Annotated in this window: 16 protein-coding genes; 5 read left to right on the top strand and 11 right to left on the bottom strand. The window is 62.1% G+C overall.

What is annotated here, in order from left to right; all coding sequences use genetic code 11:
- The first annotated feature begins 6 nt into the window (after positions 1 to 6).
- From ABMA46_RS14360 to ABMA46_RS14370, 3 genes are read left to right on the top strand one after another with little or no spacing between them, the layout of a single operon-like run.
- Entirely contained in the window at positions 7 to 3,270 is a 3,264-nt protein-coding gene (locus ABMA46_RS14360; RefSeq protein WP_349000318.1) for a TM0106 family RecB-like putative nuclease, read from the top strand.
- Complete coding sequence (locus tag ABMA46_RS14365; RefSeq protein ID WP_349000320.1) at positions 3,271 to 6,504, top strand: AAA family ATPase; 3,234 nt, start codon at positions 3,271 to 3,273, stop codon at positions 6,502 to 6,504. It begins immediately after the preceding gene.
- The gene (locus ABMA46_RS14370) at positions 6,504 to 7,820 is read left to right on the top strand and encodes an McrC family protein (RefSeq protein WP_349000321.1); all 1,317 of its coding nucleotides are present in this window, start codon (positions 6,504 to 6,506) and stop codon (positions 7,818 to 7,820) included. Before ABMA46_RS14365 ends, ABMA46_RS14370 begins: the two co-directional genes overlap by 1 nt.
- 36 nt (positions 7,821 to 7,856) lie before the next feature.
- Here the strand turns inward: ABMA46_RS14370 and ABMA46_RS14375 are convergent, their stop codons facing one another.
- The 5 genes from ABMA46_RS14375 to ABMA46_RS14395 all read right to left on the bottom strand — a co-directional run bounded on the left by ABMA46_RS14375 (position 7,857) and on the right by ABMA46_RS14395 (position 15,253).
- A complete protein-coding gene (locus ABMA46_RS14375; protein ID WP_349000323.1) occupies positions 7,857 to 10,400 on the bottom strand; it encodes a S8 family peptidase in 2,544 nt (847 codons plus the stop codon).
- 51 nt (positions 10,401 to 10,451) lie between these two features.
- Entirely contained in the window at positions 10,452 to 11,462 is a 1,011-nt protein-coding gene (locus tag ABMA46_RS14380; protein ID WP_349000324.1) for an AAA family ATPase, read from the bottom strand.
- A 401-nt stretch (positions 11,463 to 11,863) separates the two neighbouring features.
- Positions 11,864 to 12,793, bottom strand: coding sequence for a plasmid partitioning protein RepB C-terminal domain-containing protein (locus ABMA46_RS14385; RefSeq protein ID WP_349000326.1), 930 nt, complete (start codon positions 12,791 to 12,793; stop codon positions 11,864 to 11,866).
- Complete coding sequence (locus ABMA46_RS14390) at positions 12,786 to 13,685, bottom strand: plasmid partitioning protein RepB C-terminal domain-containing protein (protein WP_349000327.1); 900 nt, start codon at positions 13,683 to 13,685, stop codon at positions 12,786 to 12,788. Before ABMA46_RS14390 ends, ABMA46_RS14385 begins: the two co-directional genes overlap by 8 nt.
- Positions 13,685 to 15,253: a recombinase family protein gene (locus ABMA46_RS14395; RefSeq protein ID WP_425475746.1), complete on the bottom strand. Its 1,569-nt coding sequence runs from the start codon at positions 15,251 to 15,253 to the stop codon at positions 13,685 to 13,687. The genes ABMA46_RS14390 and ABMA46_RS14395 overlap by 1 nt, the downstream gene beginning before the upstream one ends.
- Positions 15,254 to 15,365: 112 nt before the next feature.
- Here ABMA46_RS14395 and ABMA46_RS14400 point away from each other — a divergent pair, with 112 nt between their 5' ends.
- On the top strand, positions 15,366 to 16,031 hold the full coding sequence (locus ABMA46_RS14400) for a Fic family protein (protein ID WP_278557356.1): 666 nt from the start codon (positions 15,366 to 15,368) through the stop codon (positions 16,029 to 16,031).
- A 48-nt stretch (positions 16,032 to 16,079) separates the two neighbouring features.
- Here the strand turns inward: ABMA46_RS14400 and ABMA46_RS14405 are convergent, their stop codons facing one another.
- The 6 genes from ABMA46_RS14405 to ABMA46_RS14430 all read right to left on the bottom strand — a co-directional run bounded on the left by ABMA46_RS14405 (position 16,080) and on the right by ABMA46_RS14430 (position 21,688).
- On the bottom strand, positions 16,080 to 18,866 hold the full coding sequence (locus ABMA46_RS14405) for a UvrD-helicase domain-containing protein (RefSeq protein ID WP_349000330.1): 2,787 nt from the start codon (positions 18,864 to 18,866) through the stop codon (positions 16,080 to 16,082).
- A 131-nt stretch (positions 18,867 to 18,997) separates the two neighbouring features.
- Entirely contained in the window at positions 18,998 to 19,195 is a 198-nt protein-coding gene (locus tag ABMA46_RS14410; protein WP_278557347.1) for a hypothetical protein, read from the bottom strand.
- Positions 19,196 to 19,208: 13 nt separating this feature from the next.
- Complete coding sequence (locus ABMA46_RS14415; protein WP_278557345.1) at positions 19,209 to 19,406, bottom strand: hypothetical protein; 198 nt, start codon at positions 19,404 to 19,406, stop codon at positions 19,209 to 19,211.
- Between the two features lie 25 nt (positions 19,407 to 19,431).
- Positions 19,432 to 20,232: a DUF1883 domain-containing protein gene (locus ABMA46_RS14420; protein WP_278557343.1), complete on the bottom strand. Its 801-nt coding sequence runs from the start codon at positions 20,230 to 20,232 to the stop codon at positions 19,432 to 19,434.
- Positions 20,233 to 20,708: 476 nt separating this feature from the next.
- Positions 20,709 to 20,921, bottom strand: a complete 213-nt coding sequence (locus ABMA46_RS14425) for a tautomerase family protein (RefSeq protein ID WP_278557340.1) — start codon at positions 20,919 to 20,921, stop codon at positions 20,709 to 20,711.
- Between the two features lie 29 nt (positions 20,922 to 20,950).
- Complete coding sequence (locus ABMA46_RS14430) at positions 20,951 to 21,688, bottom strand: SDR family oxidoreductase (protein ID WP_278557338.1); 738 nt, start codon at positions 21,686 to 21,688, stop codon at positions 20,951 to 20,953.
- Between the two features lie 96 nt (positions 21,689 to 21,784).
- Between ABMA46_RS14430 and ABMA46_RS14435 the strand changes: the two genes are divergently transcribed.
- Positions 21,785 to 22,678 (top strand): LysR family transcriptional regulator, encoded by an 894-nt coding sequence (locus ABMA46_RS14435; protein ID WP_278557335.1) that lies wholly within the window; start codon positions 21,785 to 21,787, stop codon positions 22,676 to 22,678.
- Positions 22,679 to 22,882 lie beyond the last annotated feature (204 nt).

Here is a 22,882-nt window from a genome sequence, read left to right on the forward strand (position 1 = left end):
ATACTCTTGTCCGCATCGGATCTGATGCGGTTCATGGGCTGCGCTCACGCGACCGCGCTCGATCTCGCCTATATGCGTGGCGAGGGGCCAGTTCCGCGCGAAGATACCGAGGATGCCGCGCTGCTCCAGAAGCAGGGCGATGCCCACGAAGCTGCCCATCTGGCCAAGCTCAGGGCATCGGATGCGTCGGTGATCGAGATCGACCGGTCCGACCTTGCCGAAAATGCGCAGGCAACCCGGGCGGCTTTGGCAAGCGGTCCGCAGATCGTCTTTCAGGGGGCGCTGCTGGGCGACAATTGGGGCGGTTGGTCGGATTTTCTCGAGCGGGTCGAGCGCCCGTCCGATCTCGCCCCCTTCAGCTACGAAGTCACCGACACCAAGCTCAAGCGGCGGCCCCATCCCAAACATGTGCTGCAGCTCGTGCTCTACTCGGATTTGCTGGCCGAGATTCAGGGCGTCGCCCCCGAATTTGCCCATGTCGAACTCGGCGATGGCAGCCGGGCGCAGCTACGGCTCGCGGATTATCAGGCCTATGCGCGCATGGCGCGTCAGCGGCTCGAGGTTTTCCTGGAGAACCCGGTGCCGACCCGGCCGATCCCTTGTGCCGATTGTGGGCTTTGCCGCTGGGGCGATCACTGCGAAAGCCAGTGGCAGGCCGAAGACAGCCTGTTCAACGTCGCCAATATTACCCGGACCCAGGTCAAGAAACTCGAGGCGGCTGGCATCACCACGATGGAGCGGCTGGCCGGGCTCGATCATCCCATCCGCGGCATGGCCGAGACCACCCGGATACGGCTGGTGACGCAGGCGCGCCTGCAGCATGCCCGCAAGACAGGGGCGCCGGCCTTCGAGTTGCGCGAGGCCGAACCCGGCAAGGGCTTCGATCTTTTGCCCGCGCCGCAGCCGGGCGATCTCTTCTACGATATCGAGGGAGATCCGCATTACGAAGGCGGCCTCGAATATCTCCACGGCGTCTGGTTCGACGGCCAGTTCAAGGCTTTCTGGGCGCATGACCATGGCGCCGAAGCGCGGGCCTTGGCGGGCCTTCTGGAGTTTTTTCGGCAAAGGCTCGCGGCCTATCCTGAAGCGCGCATCTATCACTATGCACCCTATGAGATTACCGCCTTGCGCCGGCTGACCGCACAATACGGGACCGGCGAGGCCTTTCTCGATCGCCTGCTGCGTGAGCGGCGCTTTGTCGATCTTTTCGCGGTGGTGCGTGGCGCACTGATCGGCTCGGAAGCCAATTACTCGATCAAGTCGATGGAAGCCTTCTATGGCCGGGTGCGCGAAGGTGAGGTCAAAACCGCCGGCGGTTCGGTCGTTGCCTATGAACGCTGGCGCGAAACCGGCGAACAAACGATCCTCGACGAGATCGAAGACTATAACCGCATCGACTGTATTTCGACCGAGGAGCTGCGCGACTGGTTGGTGAGTATCCGTCCCGCCGCGCCCTGGCCGGTGCTTGCGGTGGATGCCGGCGACAAGGAAGTCGAGGAGGACGCCGATACGCAGGCCCTGCGCGCGAGGCTTGCCGCATCCGGTCTGCCGCAGGAGCGGCAAGACATGTTGTTCAACCTCGGCCTGTTTCACAAGCGCGAGGCCAAGCCCGCGCAATGGGCGGTTTTCGACAGCGCTGGCAAGGACGAGGACGAGCTGATCGACGATCTCGATGCACTGGCCGGTCTGGAAGCCATTGATCCGGCAGAACCCGTCAAACGCTCGGTGCTGCGCCGCTATCGCTTTCCGCTCCAGGAGACCAAGCTGCGCGCCGGCCGCAAAGCGACGGTCCCGGTCACTAACGGACCGCCGGCCACGGTCAGCATCGAAGAGCTCGACCGCAGTGAGCGGATCATCGCGGTCAAGGCGGGGGCGGCCAAGGCGCATCTCTTGACCGATCGCCTGACGCTCCACCCCGACTGGCCGCTCAATACGGACGTCATTGCCGCGGCCCTGCGCGATGTAATCGAGGATCAATGCGGCGTGCGCCGCCTGACGGCGCTCGATGATCTGCTTGCGCGCACAGCCCCGCGTCTGGTGACGGAACCGCGCGCCGATCTGCTTGATGGCGCCGATCCCCTGACCGGCACGATCGCGGCGATCGCCGCCATGGATGGCACCGTGCTGCCGATCCAGGGGCCGCCGGGAACCGGCAAGACCTATGTCACCGCGCGGGCAATCCTTGCGCTGGTGCGCCAGGGGCACCGCGTTGGCGTGACCTCGAACAGCCACGAGGCCATCCGCAATGTGCTGATGGGGTGTCTTGCCGCGCAAGATGATGACGATCCTGTCCCGGGCCTGTGCATCGGCCACAAGGTCAGCAGCGGCGAAGACGGTTATCCGGACGACTGTATCGGCGTCATCCGCTCGACGGCCAATGACGATTCCCTCTGGAGCCGCGCCCATGTGATCGGCGGCACCGCCTTCTTTTTTGCCCGATCCGAGCACGAGCAGGCGCTCGACTGGCTCTTCGTCGATGAAGCCGGGCAAGTGGGGCTGGCCAATATGGTCGCCATGGGGCGCTGCGCGCGCAACATCGTTTTGGTCGGCGATCCGCGGCAATTGCCGCAGGTCATCCAGGGTGCCCATCCCGATCCGGCCAACCTTTCCTGTCTCGAGTGGATGCTGGGCGAGCACGCCACCATCCCGCCCGATCGCGGCATCTTTCTGCCGGTCTCACGCCGCATGCATCCCGATGTCTGCGGATTTATTTCGCGGCAGGTCTATGAAGGCCGTCTCAACAGCGCACCCGATACAGCCGTCCAGGCAGTCCGCGGGATGGGCTTTCCGGAAGCTGGCGCTTTCTGGGTGCCGGTCGTTCATGAGGGCAATGCCCAGATCGCAGCCGAGGAAGTCGCTGCCATTCAGGCGACGATCGACGATCTGCTCTCGGGAAGCTGGACCGATAAGGATGGGACAACGCGCGCCCTTGAGCCCGCCGACATCATCGTCGTTGCGCCCTATAATGCGCAGGTCAATGCCCTGCAGGACGCGCTGCCCGCTGGCATTCGTGTCGGCACGGTCGACAAGTTCCAGGGGCAGGAAGCACCCGTCTGCCTGGTGTCGATGACCGCCTCCTCAGTCGAGGAAACATCGCGCGGCATGGATTTCCTGTTCTCGCTCAACCGCATCAATGTCGCTGTCTCGCGCGCCAAAGGCCTGGCGCTCGTCTTCGGCGCACCGCGGCTGCGCGAAGCAAAATGCAACACCGTTGAACAGATGCGCCTCGTCAACACGCTATGCGCATTGCCTGAGTTTGGAGACGTTTGAATGTGGGAGAATTTCGAGGCGCGCCTCGATGAAAATGAGCGCGAGGGCTCCATTCCACTGCGAAGAGCGCTTTTCGACGTGTTGCGCAGCTCGGGACTCCGTCCCGGCGCGGGTATCACCAAGAAGATGGTGTCGCTTGAATTTGGCCCTGGCGAGCGGCTCGTGTGGGAAATCCAGAATCCATCCAACGTCTTTCTGCACATAAAATGGCGCGATTCTGTCGAGGCGAATGGCTTTGCCACCGAGTTGCGTCCTTATCAGCGCGGCATGAAGGATGGCGGTCGGCATTCCGGCCTCAGCCGCGACTGGTCCTTTGGCGACGCTGACTGCTTTGTCGTGAGGATTGAAGATGCCGAAACCCTGCGCCGGCTGATCGCGGTGCTGTTGCAGTCTGGCGATGCGCTGATGCTCAATCCGGCGGCGATCACGCGCTGGATCGAGCGGCTGCGCCATTTCTTTCCCGCCTTCGAGCGGTTCGACCCGCCTGATCCGCATTTCGATGAGGCGGAGCGGACCTACAAGCTGGCGATTGCGGCCGAGCTCAGGACGGCGATCGAGCAAGCCGATTTCGACCAGGAACTGGCCGATGCCGTCAACACCGCGCTGGCCAAAAGCAATCTGCTGCAATGGCGCGCCTATTGGCCGATGTCGCCCAAGGGCGACGCTAATCGCGAGCAGCTCTGGCCGGCCTTGCGCGCGCTTGTCGACGCCGCGCTTGGCGCGGCGGACGGTCACGCCTCGGCGCTGGAGGCCTTTGTTGACGCGTGGATTGCGGCCGTCCCCGACGGCAAGCCCGATCCGGCGCGCCAGATTGCCGAATTCCTGTTCCTCCATCTCGCTCCGGACGAAGGCATCTATATCCGCCATTCGGTGCGCCAGGATCTGTGGCTGGAAGCGGTTGGCAGCCGCTTTCCCGATCATGCGTCGATGGCCGACACCTATCGCGACGAATGGCGCTTCATGCAGGCCGTGCGCGCCGCTTTTGCGGACCGGGGTCTGGCGCCGCGCGACATGATCGATGTGCAAAGCGCGCTGTGGATCGTCCACAATTACAAGGAAGAAGATGTGGCGACCTTTTCGCGCGAAGCGATCGAGGCGGCGATGGACGCCTATGACAGCTACCGCCAGTCGGGCGAGCACGCCGCGATCTTCGAAGCTTTTGGCGAGCCGCGTGACTATTGGGTGCGCTCGACACGCGCGCGGCCGGGTCGGGTCTATCCCTCCAAGCCGATCGTCGGCTTCCTGCGCGGCAAGACGCAGCTCAATGGCGGGTGGGGACAGAAGGCCGATGCCGCCGCCCAGCTCCACAATGCGGGTTACATCATCGTCGATGCCGATGACAGACCGATAGAGCAACCCGATCAGAACAGCCATTTGATCAGTGGAAGAGCTCGGGTTCAGCTTTGCGCTGCTAACTATTATATTGAGCCAGCCAAGGAGATCGGCGCTCCAAGAGTCTCAATTCGCGCTGGAGATCTCAGGGCAGATTTGTCGGAACGGACACCGACGATTTGCGCAGCCCTAAGCGACGAAAACCTGCAGCGGCTCACAGGTGTTCCAAAGCCTCAGCTTAGCGGCCCGGCTGACAGCCGGGATTCGATCTTCACATTCCATCTCGGTGAGAAAACAGAGCAGTCCACCATGACTTCAGATCCATTGGCCAACATTTCCGCCACCACAAATCTCATCCTTTACGGCCCGCCGGGAACCGGCAAGACCTATGCCACCGCCTGGGAGGCGGTGCGGCTTTGTCTGGGCGACGCTGCAGCCGAACCACTGCGCGATCACCGCGAGGCTTTGATGGCGGAGTATCACCGTCTTGCCGGTGAAGGCCGCATCGACTTCGTCACCTTCCATCAGTCAATGGCCTATGAGGATTTTGTCGAGGGCCGTCAGCCCATGACGGGATCCGACGACGATGAGGAAGCCGTCTCTGTGGGGTTCCGGCTCGAAACCGTGCCCGGGATATTCCGGCGCATCGCCAAACGAGCCGAGACTGGGCTTGGTAAAAAAGCGATCAGCAACAGGATAACGACGGATGGCCGCCAGATTTACAAGATGTCGGTGGGCTTCAGCAGGGACGCTGGCGACCAGGAGCTCTTCGAGGAAGTGATCGAAGGCGGGTACACCCTCCTTGACTGGGAGGACATCGACTGGAGCGACCCAAAGTACGAAAACGCCGAGGAGATCCTGAAAGCATGCGAGGCGCAGGGTAAGATCGAAGGGACTGTCACCCTGCAGTCTGGTCAGGTGTCGATCACCGATACGTTTCGCAATCGCCTCAAGGCTGGCGATATTGTTATCGTCTCGAAAGGAAACCGGTTGATCCGAGCCATAGGCGAGGTGACCGGGCCCTACGAATATCATCCACGACCGGAGGGAAAATTTGGCCACAGGCGTGCCGTCCGTTGGCTCTGGCACGATCCTGCCGGCGTTCCCGTTACCGAGATCTATGACGGCAACTTCACTATGCGGTCGCTCTACTCGCTGAGAAAGGAGCGCCTCAATATTCCTGCCCTTGAGCGTTACATGAATAGCGCGATTAAGGAGGCCGACGCTGATGCCGAACGCGAGGCCTTTGTACTGATCATTGATGAAATCAATCGGGCCAATATCTCCAAGGTCTTCGGCGAGCTGATCACGCTCCTGGAACCCGATAAGCGCCTGGGTCAGGCAAATGCGCTCAAAGTACATCTGCCATATTCGGGAGACGAATTCGGCGTGCCGGCCAATCTGCACATCATCGGCACGATGAACACGGCGGACCGCTCGATCGCGCTGCTCGACACCGCTCTGCGCCGCCGCTTCACCTTCCGCGAGCTGATGCCCGACGTCGAGGAACTGCGCCAGGCGCTGGCGGCCAGGGGGCTCGATGCCGCAAATCTCGAGGGGATCGATCTGTGCAAGCTGCTGCACACGATCAACGAGCGGATCGAATATCTCTTCGATCGCGAACACCAGATCGGCCACGCCTATTTCACTGGCTGTCGCTCCCGGGCAGATGTCGAAGACGTCATGCGCCATAAGATCATCCCGCTCTTGGCCGAGTATTTCTATGAGGATTGGTCGAAAGTCGCCGCGGTGCTGGGCGACAGCGATGGCACCAATGGCTCCCATTTCCTCGAAGCGCGGCGGCTGACGGCGCCGGCCGGCTTTGCCGATGATGAGCTGGGCGGCGACAAGCGGCGCTGGAGCGTCAAGGCGCGCTTCGATTTTTCGGACTTTGCCGCCTGATGCCCGCCTATACGGTTCGGGAATGGGACAAGCTCGCCTATGGCGAAGGCGCGGGGCAGATTCCCGACGGTCATGCCGAGAGGCTGGCGGCACTGGCAGCCCGCTCGGCCTTTGCCGGACGCGGCGGCAGCGGCGTGCTCGAACATGGTCGGCATGGCTTGCGTGCCCGCGGCGTGGTCGGCATTCTGGCAGCGGGCGATGCCAGCCTGGAGATCCTGCCCAAGATCGATGTGGCGCCCGGTGAAACAACCGATCACCAGAACGCGGCGATCCGCAAGCGCCTGGTGCATATGCTGGCGGTTGCGCTGGATTTGAAAATTGACCTGGGTGTCATCACCGACCTCGCCTGGCAGCGCGAGACCCTGCTCGAAATCCTGATCCGCATTTTCTGCGACAAGCTGACCGAAGCCCTGCGCAAGGGCATGCCGCGCCGCTATATCACTTGCGAAGACGATCTGCCGACTTTGCGCGGCCAGCTCGACATCACCCGCCAGTTCACCCGTCATGCGGTCAATCCATCGCGCCTTGCCTGCCGCTTCGATCTCCTGTCTGAAGACACGCCGCTCAACCGGATCATGAAAGCGGCCGTGCTGCGCCTGGCGCGCCTCTCGCGCCGGCCCGCCAACCAGCAACGTCTGCGCGAGCTGGCCTTTGTCTATGCCGATATTACCGACGTGCCGATTGCCGCGCTGCGCTGGGATCAGGTGGTGATCGACCGCACCAACCGGTCCTGGCAGGAGCTCTTCGCCATGGCCCGGCTCTTTTTGCAGGACCGCTATCAGACGACCACCGGCGGCGCCGGCCAGGGCACCGCCATGCTGTTCGAGATGAATGCGCTATTTGAGGAATATGTCGGGCGCTTGATCGCCCGCGCCCTGGCAGGAACCGGGCTCACTGTTTCGTTGCAGGGTGGACGGCTGTTCTGTCTGAGCGCGCAGGACAGCGGGCGCGCTCTGTTCCAGACCCGGCCCGATATCCTGATCCGCCAGGGCGGCAGGGTCGTCCATGTCATCGACACTAAGTGGAAGCGGATATCGGCGCGGATCGATGATCCCAAGCAGGGCGTCTCGCAGGCCGATGTCTACCAGATGATGGCCTATGCCCAGCTCTATGATGCGCCGCGCCTGACGCTGCTCTATCCCCATCATCCCGGCCTCGGCGGTGATGACACTGTTCATGGGCGTTATGCGATTACCGGACACGCCACGATTCTGGAAACCGCGAGCATCGACGTCGCCAACAGCACCGACATGCTGGGGCGGCTTCGCCGCCTGATCCTGCGTGAAGAGCCGATGGCTCTGGAACTGGCGGGGTGATTACGCTGGCCGAATGTCCGAAAACCGGTTTCGGTATCAGCCGAGCAGAACTTCAAGCTCCTTCGCTTCGACGAGCGCGCTGATCTCCGAATAGAGATCGACCCCCTGGCCGGGCGCGGAAATGGAAATGACCAGCGAATAGCGGGCCTTGTCCTCAATCCGCTTCTGCCCGGCATGCGATTTCCACCAGCCTCCGACCGGGAAAATGGCGATGGCGTCATGTCCGGCCAGATCGATGGCGCGGCCCCGCCACAAATCGCAATGCAGCGAGCCGGCCTGGATCGCCTTCGGTCCCAACAGCCAGCAACTGGTCTCGCTCGCGGTTTCGGTGCCGTCCTTCGCCTGACTTGCTGAGATCCGGCTGCGGAAGCGGGTCTTGCTCTCCAGGCGTTTTTTCATGTCGAAGCGAAGACCGAAGGAGCGATAGGTGTCGGGGCGTGTCGCTGCCTTGCCGGTGAGGTTCGGCTCGATGAAATAGGAGAGCGTGACCTTCATCGTGACGATTTCATTTTCCAGCTGCTCCAAGGCCGCTTTCGGCCAGGGCAGGTCATAGAAATGCATCTCGTTGAAGACGCCGGTTCGCCCATCGGCGCCGATGGCAAAGGGCTGAATTTCGGCTTGGGCGACCAACGTCGCGTCATTGCGGGCCGACAGGATCGCGCGGCCAATATCTGGCACGCCATATCCGAATTCGCGCAGATGCTGCTGCTTTTCAGCCTTCGAGCCGGTTTTCCAATGCGCGCCCCGGCCGATGAACTTCTTGCGGATCGGCTCGGGCCAATGCGCCGAATCCACAGTGAGCGCACGATGCGTTTCAGGCCAGAGGTCAGGTAGGGCGGATTGCAACTGGCCGATGAAATTGCCAGCCAGACCGGCAGCGGCGCTGGTTGCCCAGAACGGGACCAAGGGTGCGGCGGCAATATCAGAGCCTGCAGAGAGCAGCGAAACCGCCGGATCCCAGCCACAAAAGCCGGCGGCGTCCGACATCATGTTGCCCGCCTCGAACAATACCTCCGGCTTGATGGGCGTGAGATCATCGGGAAGCGATTGCGAGCCGCGGCTGAAGGGACTGCGATGGTTTGCCGGTACGGCCGCATTCAGCACAGGCGGCGGTGCTGGCGGCTGCTCCTTGCGGGTAAAGCCGCCAATGGTCAGGACATTCCAGCTTTGCGAGGGATCTTCCAGCGGCTGTGAGGGAAGGACGTCGATTGCCATGCCGCCGGATACATTGCCGGTTGCGACAACCACTAAGCGCTTCGGTCGCTCTGCCGCAGGACCATTCTCGTCAGCCTCGCCGGGCATTGCTCCGGCGGCGACCTGATCGAGGGCACCGCTCCAGGTCGAAGGGCGGCTGGGCGGAAAATCGGTCGCGGAGGTCGCGATACAAAAACTGCGAAGCTTGTCCGGCTCTTCGATCTCCACCGCGCTGACGGCGCCTTGTGTGACGACGCCGTAGCTGGGCGGCTTGGTCGGCGGAAAACCATGCGGCGGCAACAGCTTCATGGATTCTGCACCATGGGTCAGTGTCACCGCGCGCGCATCGTTCATGAGCGGCTCTAGATCGCCATAAAGAACAAGCCCGGCCAGTGGCGTACCGTGACCGCCATGGGGCTCGTGGTCATCGACACCCCATTCGGCGTCATAAGCCCACGCGCCGCGAAGGCCGGGGGCGATCAATGGATGGGTAGCGGCAACACCGGTATCGAGCGTGCAGACCACCGGCGCGTCCTGTGATGGCGCCGTGACGCGCTGCGCCAGCTCCGCGACCCAATCATGTTGACCGACCCCAGCGTCACCGCGATCGAGGAACGGTTCGATCGTTCCCGTCGCGCGGCGGATTTCGGAAATCGCGCCCGGCACGCGCATCGCAAACATCGCGACCGTTGCGGCCGCGCCATGAAGAAACAGAACGGTCGTATCGGGAAAGATCAGGCGGTCGTCGTGAACGTCGATATCGGCGTTGCGCGCCGCGTGGACCAGGCGATCTGCCAGGGCAACCGGCTGGCGGACCCACAATTCCCACCATAAGAGGTCCGGTGCGGTCAGGTCCACATCACCGGTGAACAGCGATGCTGTATCGAGCGTGCGGACTTCTTCAACGACCTCGAAGCGGTCGACATCGGGCCGTCGCTGGTTGCCTGGATCTCGGCCATAGTCGCTGATGCGGCCGCGCAGGAACATGCGTGCATCGTCCGGCACAAAGAGCAGAGCACTTTCGGTGCGATCCTCATTTCGTTCCGAGCGCAGCACAACCACATCTTGTGTGGGAAATTCGAGCGCCGTCGGAACTTTGACGGCCTTGGTGCGCGAGCCTTCAGCCGGCGGCAGTGTCGCGATCTCGACGATTGTGCCGGGCTTCAGGCCCTGGATGCTGATCCGCGCATCGTCCCCGGGTTGGGGAAGATCGCCGAGCGCTACCGCAAGTTGGTCGAGAAGCCGGGCGGCGTGCGCCGCATAGTCGTCGCGAAGCGGTTTACGTTCCTGATTGCGTGGTGGACGTTCGTAAGCTGCAGTTTCACGGAAAGCGTCGATGGGAATATATGGACGGTCTCTCGTATCGAAATTGTCTGGCTCCGCCATAAAATCCTGCTCGTTCGTTCGCGTTCCAGTCTATCCGTTGGCGGAGCCTGCCTAACGGCTGGATTGACGACGGAACTTGCCCCTCAATGTCTGCCGGTTTTCCAAGGCATCGCGCAGAGCCTTTGGTGAAACCTTCGACGCCCCCTCCAAAATGGCATCCTTGACGACCGCATCGGCCGCCCGAACCAATTCGCCCTGGCTGAGGCCACCCAGCGCGGTTTCGAGCGCCCCCCATTCCTTCGCGGCGAATTTGAACTTACCCAAGCGGCGTTCGATAATAGCCCGCGCGGAGACAGTGTCCGGCAGCGTGTACTCGATCACCTCGTCGAAGCGGCGCGCCAGAGCCTCGTCCAGAATCTCAACATGATTTGTCGCCGCCAGAACAAGGCTGTCGGTCGAGTTGGGCTCTTCCATGAAGGCCAGAACCGAGTTGAGCACGCGGCGGATTTCACCAACATCATTCGGATCGCCCCGGCGCGCACCAATCGCATCGAATTCGTCGAGTAGATAGACGCCGCGCGTCTGTGCGATCTGATCGAACAGAAGGCGCATCTTGCCCGCGGTTTCGCCGAAAAAGCGGCTGAACAGGGCTTCAAGGCGCACGGTGAAGAGAGGCAGTCGCAATTCGCCAGCCAGCGCCGAGGCGGTCATCGTCTTGCCGGTGCCGGGCGGGCCGACCAGAAGCATATGCGTCGTCGGGGTCTGACCGTGCTCGCGCAGGGTCACACGTTCCTGCTGCTGACGAACGATCCGCTCAAGCCGCTTGGCGAGGTCATCAGACAGAACCATGCTCGACAGCGTAACCTTGGGATAGGCGCTCTCGACCAAGCCCTGCAACTCACCCCGAGGACGCGCCAGCGGGATGGGTGTCTGACCGCCAGCAAGAGAGCCTGTGCGGCGTTGATCACGCGCCTTTTGAACAAGGCGCTTGAGCTTTTCGGCGTCTTCGGCCCGGCCCTGACGGGCTTCCTGAGCCGCGATTTGCAAGGCGATCGACAAGAGCTGATCTTCATCGCCGTCGATATGCGAATTCAGGAGCGCGAGTATTTGTTTCGTCGACATGCTCGCCTCCTTTCTCTCGAACAGCCTCGCTAGACTATATTTGCCTCAGATCTTCGTAAAAGCGATCATCTGGTTCGCGGGAACGTTATCTCAGCAGGGCGAACAATGCCACTTTTTTGCAGGCATCGTCCAAGCCAACATGGCGAGCCACACCGGCATGCCGCCAGAAGCCGAACGCTCTGGAATCGGTAGAAATCGGCGTGCCGGAACGCGTCTCCGGCACGCCGATCTGTGATGCGGGAGCTTGTGATGCTTCCGCGGGGCGGCTGGACCTGATGGCGGCCAGCCTGGTGGGCTTCCTGCGGGTTCGCCGCCATTCCCACCACCACGCTCGATCCGCCCCACAGTGCGGCGTCTCCCATGGTCCCCGCGCTTATCGGGTCCGGGTCCCCATTGCTTGCTCAGGCGTCCGGTTCGGCGATCGGCGCCAGCGTGTCGATCTCGGCGATCTTCTGGAACTCGCCGAGATATTCCTGGCGGTGGCTGGCGAGCCAGCGCGTCACCCGGCCATTGGCCAGAAGCTTGGCGACATAGCCGCGCGCCACCGTCAGATGCAGATTGTCGATGCCATAGGTTTCCTCGACCGATTTGACCTGGGTCTGCAGCGCCGCCAGTTCGCGCTCCATGCGCGCGATCTGCTGGCCTGACGGGGTCGGTATGCCGGCGCCCTTACCTTTCTTGGCTGTCGCCAGCTGATTGTCCGGGGTCGCCGCGCGAAGGGCGCGGGCGAACATGATCGAAAAATTGTTCTGCCCGATCATCAGGTCCGCCGCCTCGATCTGCCGCATCGCCGACATCTGCCGCAAAATGTCGAACACCTTCATCGAGCAGGGCGTGTCTTTCAGCATCTCGGCCGCTTCGGGGCTGATGCCCTCGAGCAGGCGAAAGCGCCGGATGACCGATTCCACCTGCAGGTTCAGCGCCTCGGCAATATCGGTCGCCGCCACCCCGCGATCCATGGCCCGGGCGATCATCCGATGCTCCTGGATCGGCGGAATCCGGTTGACCCGCTTGTTATAGGTATAGGTGTCGTCATCAGTGGCGATCAGGCATTCGACCTGTTCAATACCGAGCTCTTTCAGCGCCTCGATCCGCAAATGCCCATCGAGCAGGAAATACGATCCGGCCTTGGCCCTATCGGCCATGACCGCCGGGGCTTCGATCAGCCCGACCGCCTTGATCGAGGAGAGCACCTGCGCGAAGGTTCGGCCCTCGCGCGCGCCATCGGGCAGCGTCTTGAGCGGCACGATGCTTGCGACGGGTATGGTCACGAACTGGCTTTCGAACGCCTGATGGATGCGCTCGCCGGGATCGTCGATCCGTTCAGCCATCGTGCTCTCCTGAAATCCGCATCGCCAGCGCCCGCGGCATCGTCGCCAGGCCCTCCGCTCTGAGCAGGTTAAGGAAGCTCTCGTCGGTTAGCAGGTCTTTGAGCGCCTCGACAATGAACAAGAGCCGCGTCTGGGTGAAATCGGACTTCTTGACCAGGAGCCGCTGCTTTTCCGCCTCGCGCTGGTAGACCTGCATGAGATCATTGGCGGTCATCCGCCTCCCGCTGCCCTTGCGACCCAGCCGGCCCGAAGGCAGGCCCTTGCCCTGCGCGCGCATGCGCATGTCGAGCATACGCCGCGCCGCCGCCAGCTTCTTGCCTCTGAGCTTGCCGGTCTCATAGGCGTCGAGCAACAGGGTCTGGGCTTCCTCGCTCTCGGCCTTGGAAATCTCCATCGCCAGCGTGATCGGGATCACGCCCGTCTCCACTGCGGCGACCAGACGCTCCTCGCCGCGTTCGAGCAGCGAGGCGATCATGTTGACCCAGGATGCGCCGACCCCGAGCTTTTCGCCAATCGCCGTGTCGTTATAACCCCGCGCGCGCAAGGCGCCGATCTCGCGCATGATGTCGATCGGACGCGGCGTGCGGCGGGCAATGTTTTCAACCAGGCTCATCACCAGGCACTGGCTCTCGCTTGCCTCGATCACCACCGCCGGGATCTCGCTCTGGCCGAGCATCTGGAACGCTTCGAGCCGGCCCTCGCCGCAGACCAGATCATAACGCGCGCCGCCCGGACCGTTATGGCGCGCCACCGTGATCGGGCGCTTGAGCCCGATGGCCTCGATATTGTTGACGATCTCGCGGTGCTGGCGCTTGTTGCGCGCCCGCGAGTTGAGCACCGTGATCCGCGAAATCGGGATCATTTCGACACCGCTGGAACGCCCGGCAGACATCAGGCAGCCTCCGGTAAGGGGATGGGAGCGGCGATGGTGTAGAGCAGGTCGAGGTCGTCGAAGCGGTAGGCGTCGAGCGCCAGCGCATTGTCTTCGCTCAGCCGGACCTTGTCGGCCAGTTTCTCGAGGCGTGGGAACAGGTAGTAGTCGAACGGCGCGCGATTGGCGCGGTCCATGCGCACGACCACGGTAATGTCAGGGGCAAGCGAGGTATCGAAACGCAGCTTCCAGCGCAAAAGTCCCGTCGGGGTCTCGAAACAGCGCGCGATCACCACCGAGACGCTGAATTCGCCGTTGACGATCACCCGGTCGCTCTCGTCCTCCCGCCACGCTTCGCTGCCGCTTGCCTGCAGACCGTCGAGGACCTCGCGCAGGATGCCAGGATGAAGCTGGCGCAGTTCGCGGTTAATCGCGACATAGCGATAGTCCCGCTCCGGGGTGAACCCGACCAGGCTATAGGCCCTGAGCAGGCTGCCGAAGCGTGAACTGTACGCGCTGCTCGAGGCCATTGCCTCGCATTCGTCGATGATGATCCCCGAAAGCATGCCCTGACGCTGGTAAAGCTCGGCCAGGGCATCAAGCATCTCCTCATCGCTCAAGCGGAACGAGCGCGCGGCGATGATCGAGCGTGCCACCTCGAACAATTCGCGCTCGACAATCGCCGCGAACGCGCCGTCAGCACGGATCCACATTTCGGGCGCATTGCGCACCCGCTTCTTCTTGAGCTTGAACGAGCGGCGGTTCCAGACATTGTCGCCGACATATTTCTCATTGATCAGAACCTGATGGACCGTGCCGCGCGTCCAGGGCCGGTCGAGATCGGTTGCAAGGCCGCGCGCGTTGAGATCGGCCGCAATCACGCTTTCGCTGCGGCCTTGATGGACAAAGGCGCGGTAAATTTCGCGCACCAGCGCGACCTCGTCCTCCGGTCCCGGTGTCAGGATCACCCGGTCAGTCTGGATGCTCTTGTGCTCACCGCGCGAAAGAACCCCCTTGGTCGCGCCGTGTTCGTCGATCAGCGTGCGCCTCAGGCCGAACCCGGCAGGGCCGCCCTGGCGAAAACCCTTTTCGATTAGCCGGCCTTGCCCGGCAAACACCTTGGTCGAGAGCTCGCGGCTATATTCGCCGGCCATGGCGCGTTTGACGCCTTTAACGATGGTCGAGACCGGGCTGCCATCATTGTCGAATTGCTCGGCGCAATATTGCACGGCAATCCCGGCGCGCCGGCAGATATATTCGTAGTAAGCGCTCTCATCGGCATCCTGGAACCGGCCCCAGCGGCTGACATCATAGACCAGCACCAATGTGAAATCGGCCGTGCCGGCCTCAACATCCTCGATCAACTGCCTGAGCGCATCGCGGCCCTCGATCTTGAGCCCGCTCTTGCCAGCATCGGCATAGGTGCGCACGATCGCGATCCCGCGCGCTTCTGCATATTGCCGGATCGCGTCGGATTGGTTTTCAGTCGAATATTTCTGATGATCGGTCGACATGCGGACATATTCGGCCGCGCGCACCAGAGGTGCCGGCTCGGATCGGTCGTCGTCGTTAAGATCCCATCTCGGCAAACTTTGCCCTTTCCTGCTTTACCTGAGGCGGTCCGGGCAACCGACCGCCTCAGCACGTGGCCTCGCCACCGCTTCCGCACCTCGACCAGTTTAACTGCGGAGAGACCGGAAGATGTTGCAGAAAAAGGGCAGGAAATTACCGCCATGGAAAGGTGTCCTGGCCACGCGCCAGATCTATGCGCAAACCATGGCCGAACTGCTGCGCAAGGAGCACGGCGACAGCCACCGTGCGATCAAGCAGATCATGCGCCAGACCCATGCCAGCGAGCGCACCGTCAAACACTGGCTCTCGGGCCAACACGGTCCCGATACGGTGTTTTTCTTGCGTCTCGTGGTGTCCTCACCCGTCATTCGCGCTTTCGCTCTCGGGATCATCGAGGGACCGGTGGCCGCCAAATTGTCAGGGTCGGTCGATCGCTATGCGCTGGCGGCGGCCCGGGCCGCCTATGTCGTCGGCGAGTTTGCCGGGGGCAGGAGACCGGCGGATCACCGGCCAAATGACCCTAAAGATGACCCTGATCGCGACTCTATGAATGACCCTGATCGGGCAGAACTCAATGAGCGCCAATACTGGTTTCTGGCCAGAGTCGCCGAAGGCGACCGCTGCGGCGCCAGCGAGATCATGGCGTTGTGGCAGGTCAGCCTCAAAACCGCGCGCCGCGACATCGCCGCGCTGAAAATGGCGAACTTGATCTGCTATGTCGGATCGCGGCGGAAGGGGCGATATCGAAGAACAAGTAGTGCGCCGGAAACCCACGATCGGCCGCCCGGCGGATGAGGCCGTCATCGAGGCCAATTGACCTTCCTTCCGACCGCAGACCCGACCTTATGCGCGTCGTTGCAAGCGGGTCGCCGGATGCGTCTCGGCTCCTTCACTATGGCTGCAATCGGGGAACTGGTTGCATCCGCTGAACACCGTGCCGTTCCTGTTGCGCTTCTCGACCATCTGCCCGACCAGGCATTTGGGACATTGGCGCAGCGCTGCGCCTTCGATCGTCTCAAAGCGGATCTCGTCGCCTGCGATCTCGCACAGCTCCCGGATATAGCGGGACGGTTGCCGGCTATTGGTGATGAGATAGGCGCCCCGGCTAGCGCGCGTCAGCGCAACGTAGAACAGACGTCGTTCTTCCGCATATGCGTAGGTCTCAGGGCGCGGAATAACCAGATTGAGCAGTTCATCGTCCTCGATGCGGCTCGGCACACCGTAGTCGCCCTCGCTCACATCGAGTAAAATCGTGTAATCGGCCTCAAGCCCCTTGGCCCGGTGAAAAGACATCCCCGAAACCGAGATATGGGCAAAGGCGGGCGGACGTCCTGCGAACGGATCGAGCAGATTGTACCGCCATAAAACCAGAACTTTGAGCTTGGCGTTCGGCTCCTTGCGCCACTGCGCGGCCATACCGCCCAATGCCGTGTCGAGCCGTTCGAGCACGCGATGGCAAGCCTTGGCAAAATCGGGTCGGCCGCGCTCGTCATCGATGGGAATGACCCGGATCGAACGCGCGATGGCCGGTCGAGTTGAGCGCACCGTCTTGGCGAGTTGCTCCGGATTACGCTGGACGAATTTCGCGGCCGTCTCGGCGATCAGCTGATTGCAGCGATAGGTCTGTTCCAGCCGCCCCCGCCAGCTTGCCCCGAAATTGGCCTCGAACTGCGTGAAGATCGTGATGTCCGATCCGGCAAACCGATAGATCGACTGCCAGTCGTCGCCGACGGCGAATACCTTGCTGAACGCCACCTGCTGCTTGAGCGCCTTGATGAGATTGGCGCGCGGTTCGGAGATATCCTGGAACTCGTCGACAAGGATCAGCGAATAGGGGCTCTGATAGCGGCCGGTTTCGACAAGCCGTACGGCATCGGCGATCATGGAACCGAAATCGATCCGGTCGGTCTCTTCCAGGCGGCGGGAATAGCCTTGCGCGATCGACCAGACGACCCGGGCATAGAGCTTTGCCCGCTCCTTGTCGTGCAGGGTTTTGGCGCGTTCGAGCAGCATATCGAGCGTTAAATGGCTGGCGCGAATGTGCTTGATGCAGATCGATATGAGCTTGTGATAATGCTTGATCACCACCGGCTCGATCGCCTTGGTGATCTCGGCATAGTCCCTGCGCTCCAATGGCACGGCGCGCTGCGCCAACTCGGCTTCGAGCGTGCTCAAAAGCGTTTCGCTGCTGGCCTGGGCTGACGTGGTTTCGAAGAAGTCGATGCCTTTGCGGCGATAGGCCTGCCGCTTGCTCTCGGCATGCAAGGCATAGTCGGCAAATGGCGAGGTCCCATCGGCGTTGAGCGCGAAGTGCTCATGCACCGTGTCAGCCTGCGGATAATAAAAGTCGGGATGGAGGTGGCGCACCGTGCCCTCATCGTCTTCGACTGCGATCTGCCGCTCGTATTCGAAAGCAACCGAATGCAGCCACAGCCAGTTGACGATCTTCTGCTCCTGCAGCGACTTGACGATAGTGCCGGCGAGCGAGCCGATCGTGGCAGAGCCCTTCCTGAGGCGATCGGAGACATAGCGATTGTAGTCGGTTTCGGTGTCGAAGACCTCGACCGGAATGTCGGCCTTGGGATGCACCACCAGCAGATCGCTCCACATCCGCGCGAACTCCGGATCGCTCTCGACCAAGGCCTGGATGATCTCTTCGATGACCTTGGTTTCGCCGGCAGGGTGCTCGACCCAATTGGCCAGTTGGGGCGGCCGCCCCTCGACCTCCTCGATAATGCCGCGTCCCAGCGCATGAAACGTCGTGACGCGGCAAGCCAGCTCGCTTTCTTCGACCTGCAACTGCCGGGCGATCCGGGTCTTCAATTCATCGGCAGCACTCTTGTTGAAAGCCAGAAGCAGGATCTCCTCAGGCCGGTAGAGCTGCTTTTCCAGGACATAGGCAACCTTGCCGACCATGGTTGCCGACTTGCCCGAGCCCGCCGAGGCGACCAGCAAATTGTTGTCCTCGAGACGAATGCAGGCTTCGCGTTGCTGATCGGACAGGGACCGCCCGTCGAGATCGTCGAAGAAAGGCCCGAATTTTTCCAGCTCCGCGGCGACAAATGCTTCATTATAGGCTTGGCGAACGCCCGGATCCGTCAGGAAGGTGAACGAAGGCGGCAGAGACGCCTTGAGCTTGACCGGCATCATCTGTGAATTCAGGAGCGGATGCGCGAGGGCCGCCGCCGCATCGCCTGGCACGCTGGCAATCGCCCGGCCAAGATCGGCCTGAGCGAGATACTGCCTGCTGCCTTCGGTGATTTTCCGAAGCCGGGCATCGACATCGTGCAAGCGGCCAGTTTCGGCGCCAATCAGGCCGAAGAGATGGGTATTGATGAAGGCGTGAAGGTCGGCGACCAATTGCGCGGCTGCTTCACCCGTCAGGCCGGACAGACCATCCGTTCTGCCGCGAGAGCGGATCTCAACGCTGTGCCACAGCAGAGCCTTGCTGGCCGAAATCGACACGATATCGAGGCAGACAAGGTCGACATCACCATCCTGGCGCAGCCGGATGCGCCCGGATGATTTCGGATCCAGGGTCAGCTTCCATTTGCCGGAAGCAAACAACCGTGCAAGAAAGCCGGGGCGGTATGTCTGCGCTCGGCCGGATAATAATTTGTTCAATGCCACATTCGATATGCCCGAACATCCAGATTCAAATGGCTGATTATCAGCAACGTGTTGAGATGTTCCAAACCGGTGGCGGACAGAGTCTTGAATGAGCGGTTATGAGCGCCGCCGCGGAGGCGACACTTTGCCTGCTAATCGATGCGGCGCACGCGCACCGCCTTGGGCATGCCCTCGACATGCATGTACCGGCCTTCGATCACCACACGCGGCCGGTATTTGTACTGATAGCGATAATAGTACTGATCCTGGCGCCAGACTGTCCCGTTGGCGAGCTTGACAATGGTATGGCCGCTCCAGCCCGTCCAGGCTCCTGCAATGCGTGTCTGCATCGGCGTTGTTCTCCTAGTCGATCCGGCGGACGCGGATGCCGCGGCTCATGCCCTCGACATGCATGACGTTGCCGGACAGGATCACCGAGGGGCGGTAGGCGTAGCGATATTCATAATGATACTCCTCCTGGCGCCACACCGAACCGTCGGTCAGCCGGACGATGGTGTCGCCGTCCCAGCCGCTCCATTCATCCTCAATCTGCTTTCTCATCTGGTCTCTCCTGGCGCCTCTGGCGTCACGCCGCGTTCGGCAAGCGCACGACGTCCGCAATTTCCGCGGCAATCTCTTCGACGGTGTGGGTGGCGGTGCTGCGCGCCAGTCGATCGGCGAGCGAAGCCGAGTAGCCAATCACCTCGCGTTTGGAGACGTTGTGCCAGATCGGCAGCAGGATCTGCTCGCCCGATACGGCGCGGGTGACGAGCCCGTCGAGCTCGTATTCAGGCCAGCCTTTGCCAAAGAACGCCTGCGATAGCACAACCACGCCGAAACGACTGCTTCCAAGGCCCCGGTCAATCTTGCGGCGAAGGCTGTCACCGATCCGCAATTCGAATTCGTCGTACCAGACCGACAATCCCGTTTCGCGCAGTGCATTTGCCAGCGGTCTGACGACCTCGTCCTTGTCTTCGGACGCATGGGAGATGAAAACGTCGAACACTCGGCCATCGGGCGCCTCGGGCGGCGGCGCGAGATCATCATCGGCGTCGCGGACGAGTGTGGGGACGCTGCGCAGCGGTGCTTCGTTGATCGTGGGCAGAGGATTGAACGCCGCACCCGGGATCACCCGAACACCCGACCGCACCGATCCGCGAAGCCCCTGCATGTCGACGGCAACATGCCAGGTGCCCGAATGCGGTACCGGCAGCCGCACCGGAGAACGTTTGGCGAGTCCACCGACGTAGCGATGCTGGCGCCCGGACTTGTAGCTGTTGAAGTTCGAACCATCCATGAGGCGGACATTGGCCGCACTGCCGCTGAGCGACACCACGACGACGCTGCCCCGTTCGACATGCCCCAGATTGTAATGCGTGAAATTCATCGAATTCTCCCGATACCGTCATCCAGCAGGTTGAAGAGCAGATTGTTCGGGAACGTCGTGAATCGTCTGTCCTTCAATAGGGACAGGATTGCACGGCTGGGTGTCAAAACGTGTCACCCACGTGGGAACGGCCGTCCTATGAAGTTGCCCTTCACCCGGCGCCCCAAATCAGCGCGAAGCTGTGAGGGCGGCCGACCACTCTGGTCGAGCCGTGCATTGCATCGAAAAGGACGTGGTGGCTGCCACTGCGTATGGCTGGCAGTGCGTTCTCAAGCAACATGGAGCAAAGCACAATCGACGCGGCCATCAGCGCCATTGCGTTGCTGCCGATGCGGGTCGAGGTCGGCGATTAACCTAACGCGCCTATGTCTACCTTGAGCGCCGCCAGAGAGCGCTATTTTTCACGGGAACGTCTGGCGGCACAGCCAGGATCACGCGGTAGGAAGACGCCGACTTCTGGTCCCGGGCTAACGGCGTCAGGCCTTTGCCCGGTACTCTTCCGGCATAACGAAGATCTCGTCCGCACGTCCGTATCCGCCGTCAGGCACTTCCTCGATCAGGACCATCGTGGTCGGACGCGCGACCTCCCCGAAATAGCCGACCATGAGTTCGGTCGTTTTGTGGATCAGGTCTTCCTTCTGTGCCGTTGAAAGCGAGGCTTGGGGCAGTTTATAGTTCGCGAAAGGCATAGTGTGTTCCTTGGGGTTTGGGGGGATGCTTAGACCGCGCCGCCATTAGCGCGGATGGTTTGACCGTTGATCCAGCGGCTTTCCGGCCCGGCCAGGAACGCGACGGCGTCGGCGATGTCTTCGGGAAGACCGAGGCGGCCGAGCGGGATCATCCGGGTGATGCTGGCGACCAGTTCCTCAGACTTGCCGCGCATGAAGAAATCGGTTTCGACAGGGCCGGGCGCGACCGCGTTCACCGTGATCCCGCGCGGTCCCAACTCCTTGGCGAGCACATGCGTCATGGCCTCGATCCCGGCTTTCGTTGCGGCGTAAAGTCCGTAGCCGGGCTGGTAAAAGCCCACTACGCTTGAGGACACGCTGATGACCCGCCCGCCATCGCGCAGCCGCCTGGCACCTTCGCGCATCCCGCGGAACGTGCCGCCAAGGTTGATGGCACAGTGGTCGTCGAAATCCGCGTCTGCAGCGTCCGCCAATGGAGACAGCCGCATCACGCCTGCATTGTTGATCAGTAGATCGGCCGGGCCGAACGCGGCTTCAGCCGCATCGAACAACGCGGGCATGCCGACCGGATCGCCGACGTCAGCCTGCACTGCAACCGCCTTGCCGCCCGCCTGCTCGATGTCCTGCACGACCTGACGGGCAGTCGCTTCATCGCGTGCATAGTTCACCGCGACAGCACAACCCTCCTGGGCAAGCCGTCGTGCGATTGCCGCGCCGATGCCCTTGCCGGCGCCGGTCACGATCGCGGTTTTGTCTTTCAGTCTCATTTCCTGACCTCCGTTGCTCGGCAAGAAGGTAAGGAGCGTTGGAGACGGGATAATCACCCTTTTTTCGGCAATTAAATTCGGATACTCCGAACAATTATGGATCGTCTCGATGCTATGCGTCTTTTTGTGCGAGTCATCGACCGTCGCAGCTTCACGGCGGCGGCGGCCGATCTTGGCATTCCGCGTTCGACGGCCACCGAAGCGATCAGGCGGCTCGAGCGCGATCTGGGCAGCCGGCTCATGGAACGGACCACCCGGCACGTAGCGCCCACGCCGGATGGCAACGCCTATTACCGTCGGTGCCTGTCGATCCTCGCCGATATCGATGAAGCGGAGGGCGCCTTGCGCGGCGGCGAACCGTCGGGAGTGCTGCGCATCGACGCCCACGGCGCGCTGACGCGGGCTTTCCTGTTGCCGCGCCTGCCGGACTTCCTGGAGGCGTATCCACAGATTAGCCTGCAGATCGGCCAGGGCGATAGGCTGGTCGATCTGGTGCGCGAGGGGGTGGATTGCGTGATCCGGGCAGGGGAGCCGGATGACAGCGGCCTCATCATGCGCAAGCTCCCTGATATTCCGGAGCAGACCTGCGCGAGTCCCCAATATCTCGACTATCACGGAGCGCCCGCCTCGGTCGATGATCTCGACCGACACCAGATGATTGGCTTCGTATCGTCACGCACAGGCCGCGTGATGCCGATGGAGTTCCAGACCGCCGAGGGTATCAAAGAGGTGACACTTCCCTGCCGCGTGACCGCCAACGAGGCGGAGACGGCGCATCATCTGGCACGGATGGGCTACGGACTGATCCAAGCGCCACGCTATCGCTTCCGGGAGGATCTGGCGCGAGGCACCCTTGTCGAGGTTCTGCCGGATCACCCGCCGCCGCCCCTGCCGCTCGCCGCCTACTATCCGCAGAACCGTCAGCTATCGCCACGTGTTCGGGTTTTCCTCGATTGGGTGGCGGGGGTTTTCGCTGCGGCGGATTTATAGTTTGATAGCCTTGCCTGTGGGTGAGGCTCGACCGTCCGCGCCCACTGTCAGGTTTGGTTTTCTGCCTAACCGAATGTCGCTCAATGCAGTCGCGACGCCAGGCTTGTGACCGCGCCGCGACCTCACCTCGCGCGCAACGCCCTGAGGCGCGAGATGGGTTGCGTTGGAAAACGCTGCTGGCCGACGGCTCGCGGCATCAAAGTG

Source organism: Mesorhizobium hunchu (assembly GCF_040081975.1).
Taxonomy (GTDB): Bacteria; Pseudomonadota; Alphaproteobacteria; order Rhizobiales; family Rhizobiaceae; genus Mesorhizobium; species Mesorhizobium hunchu.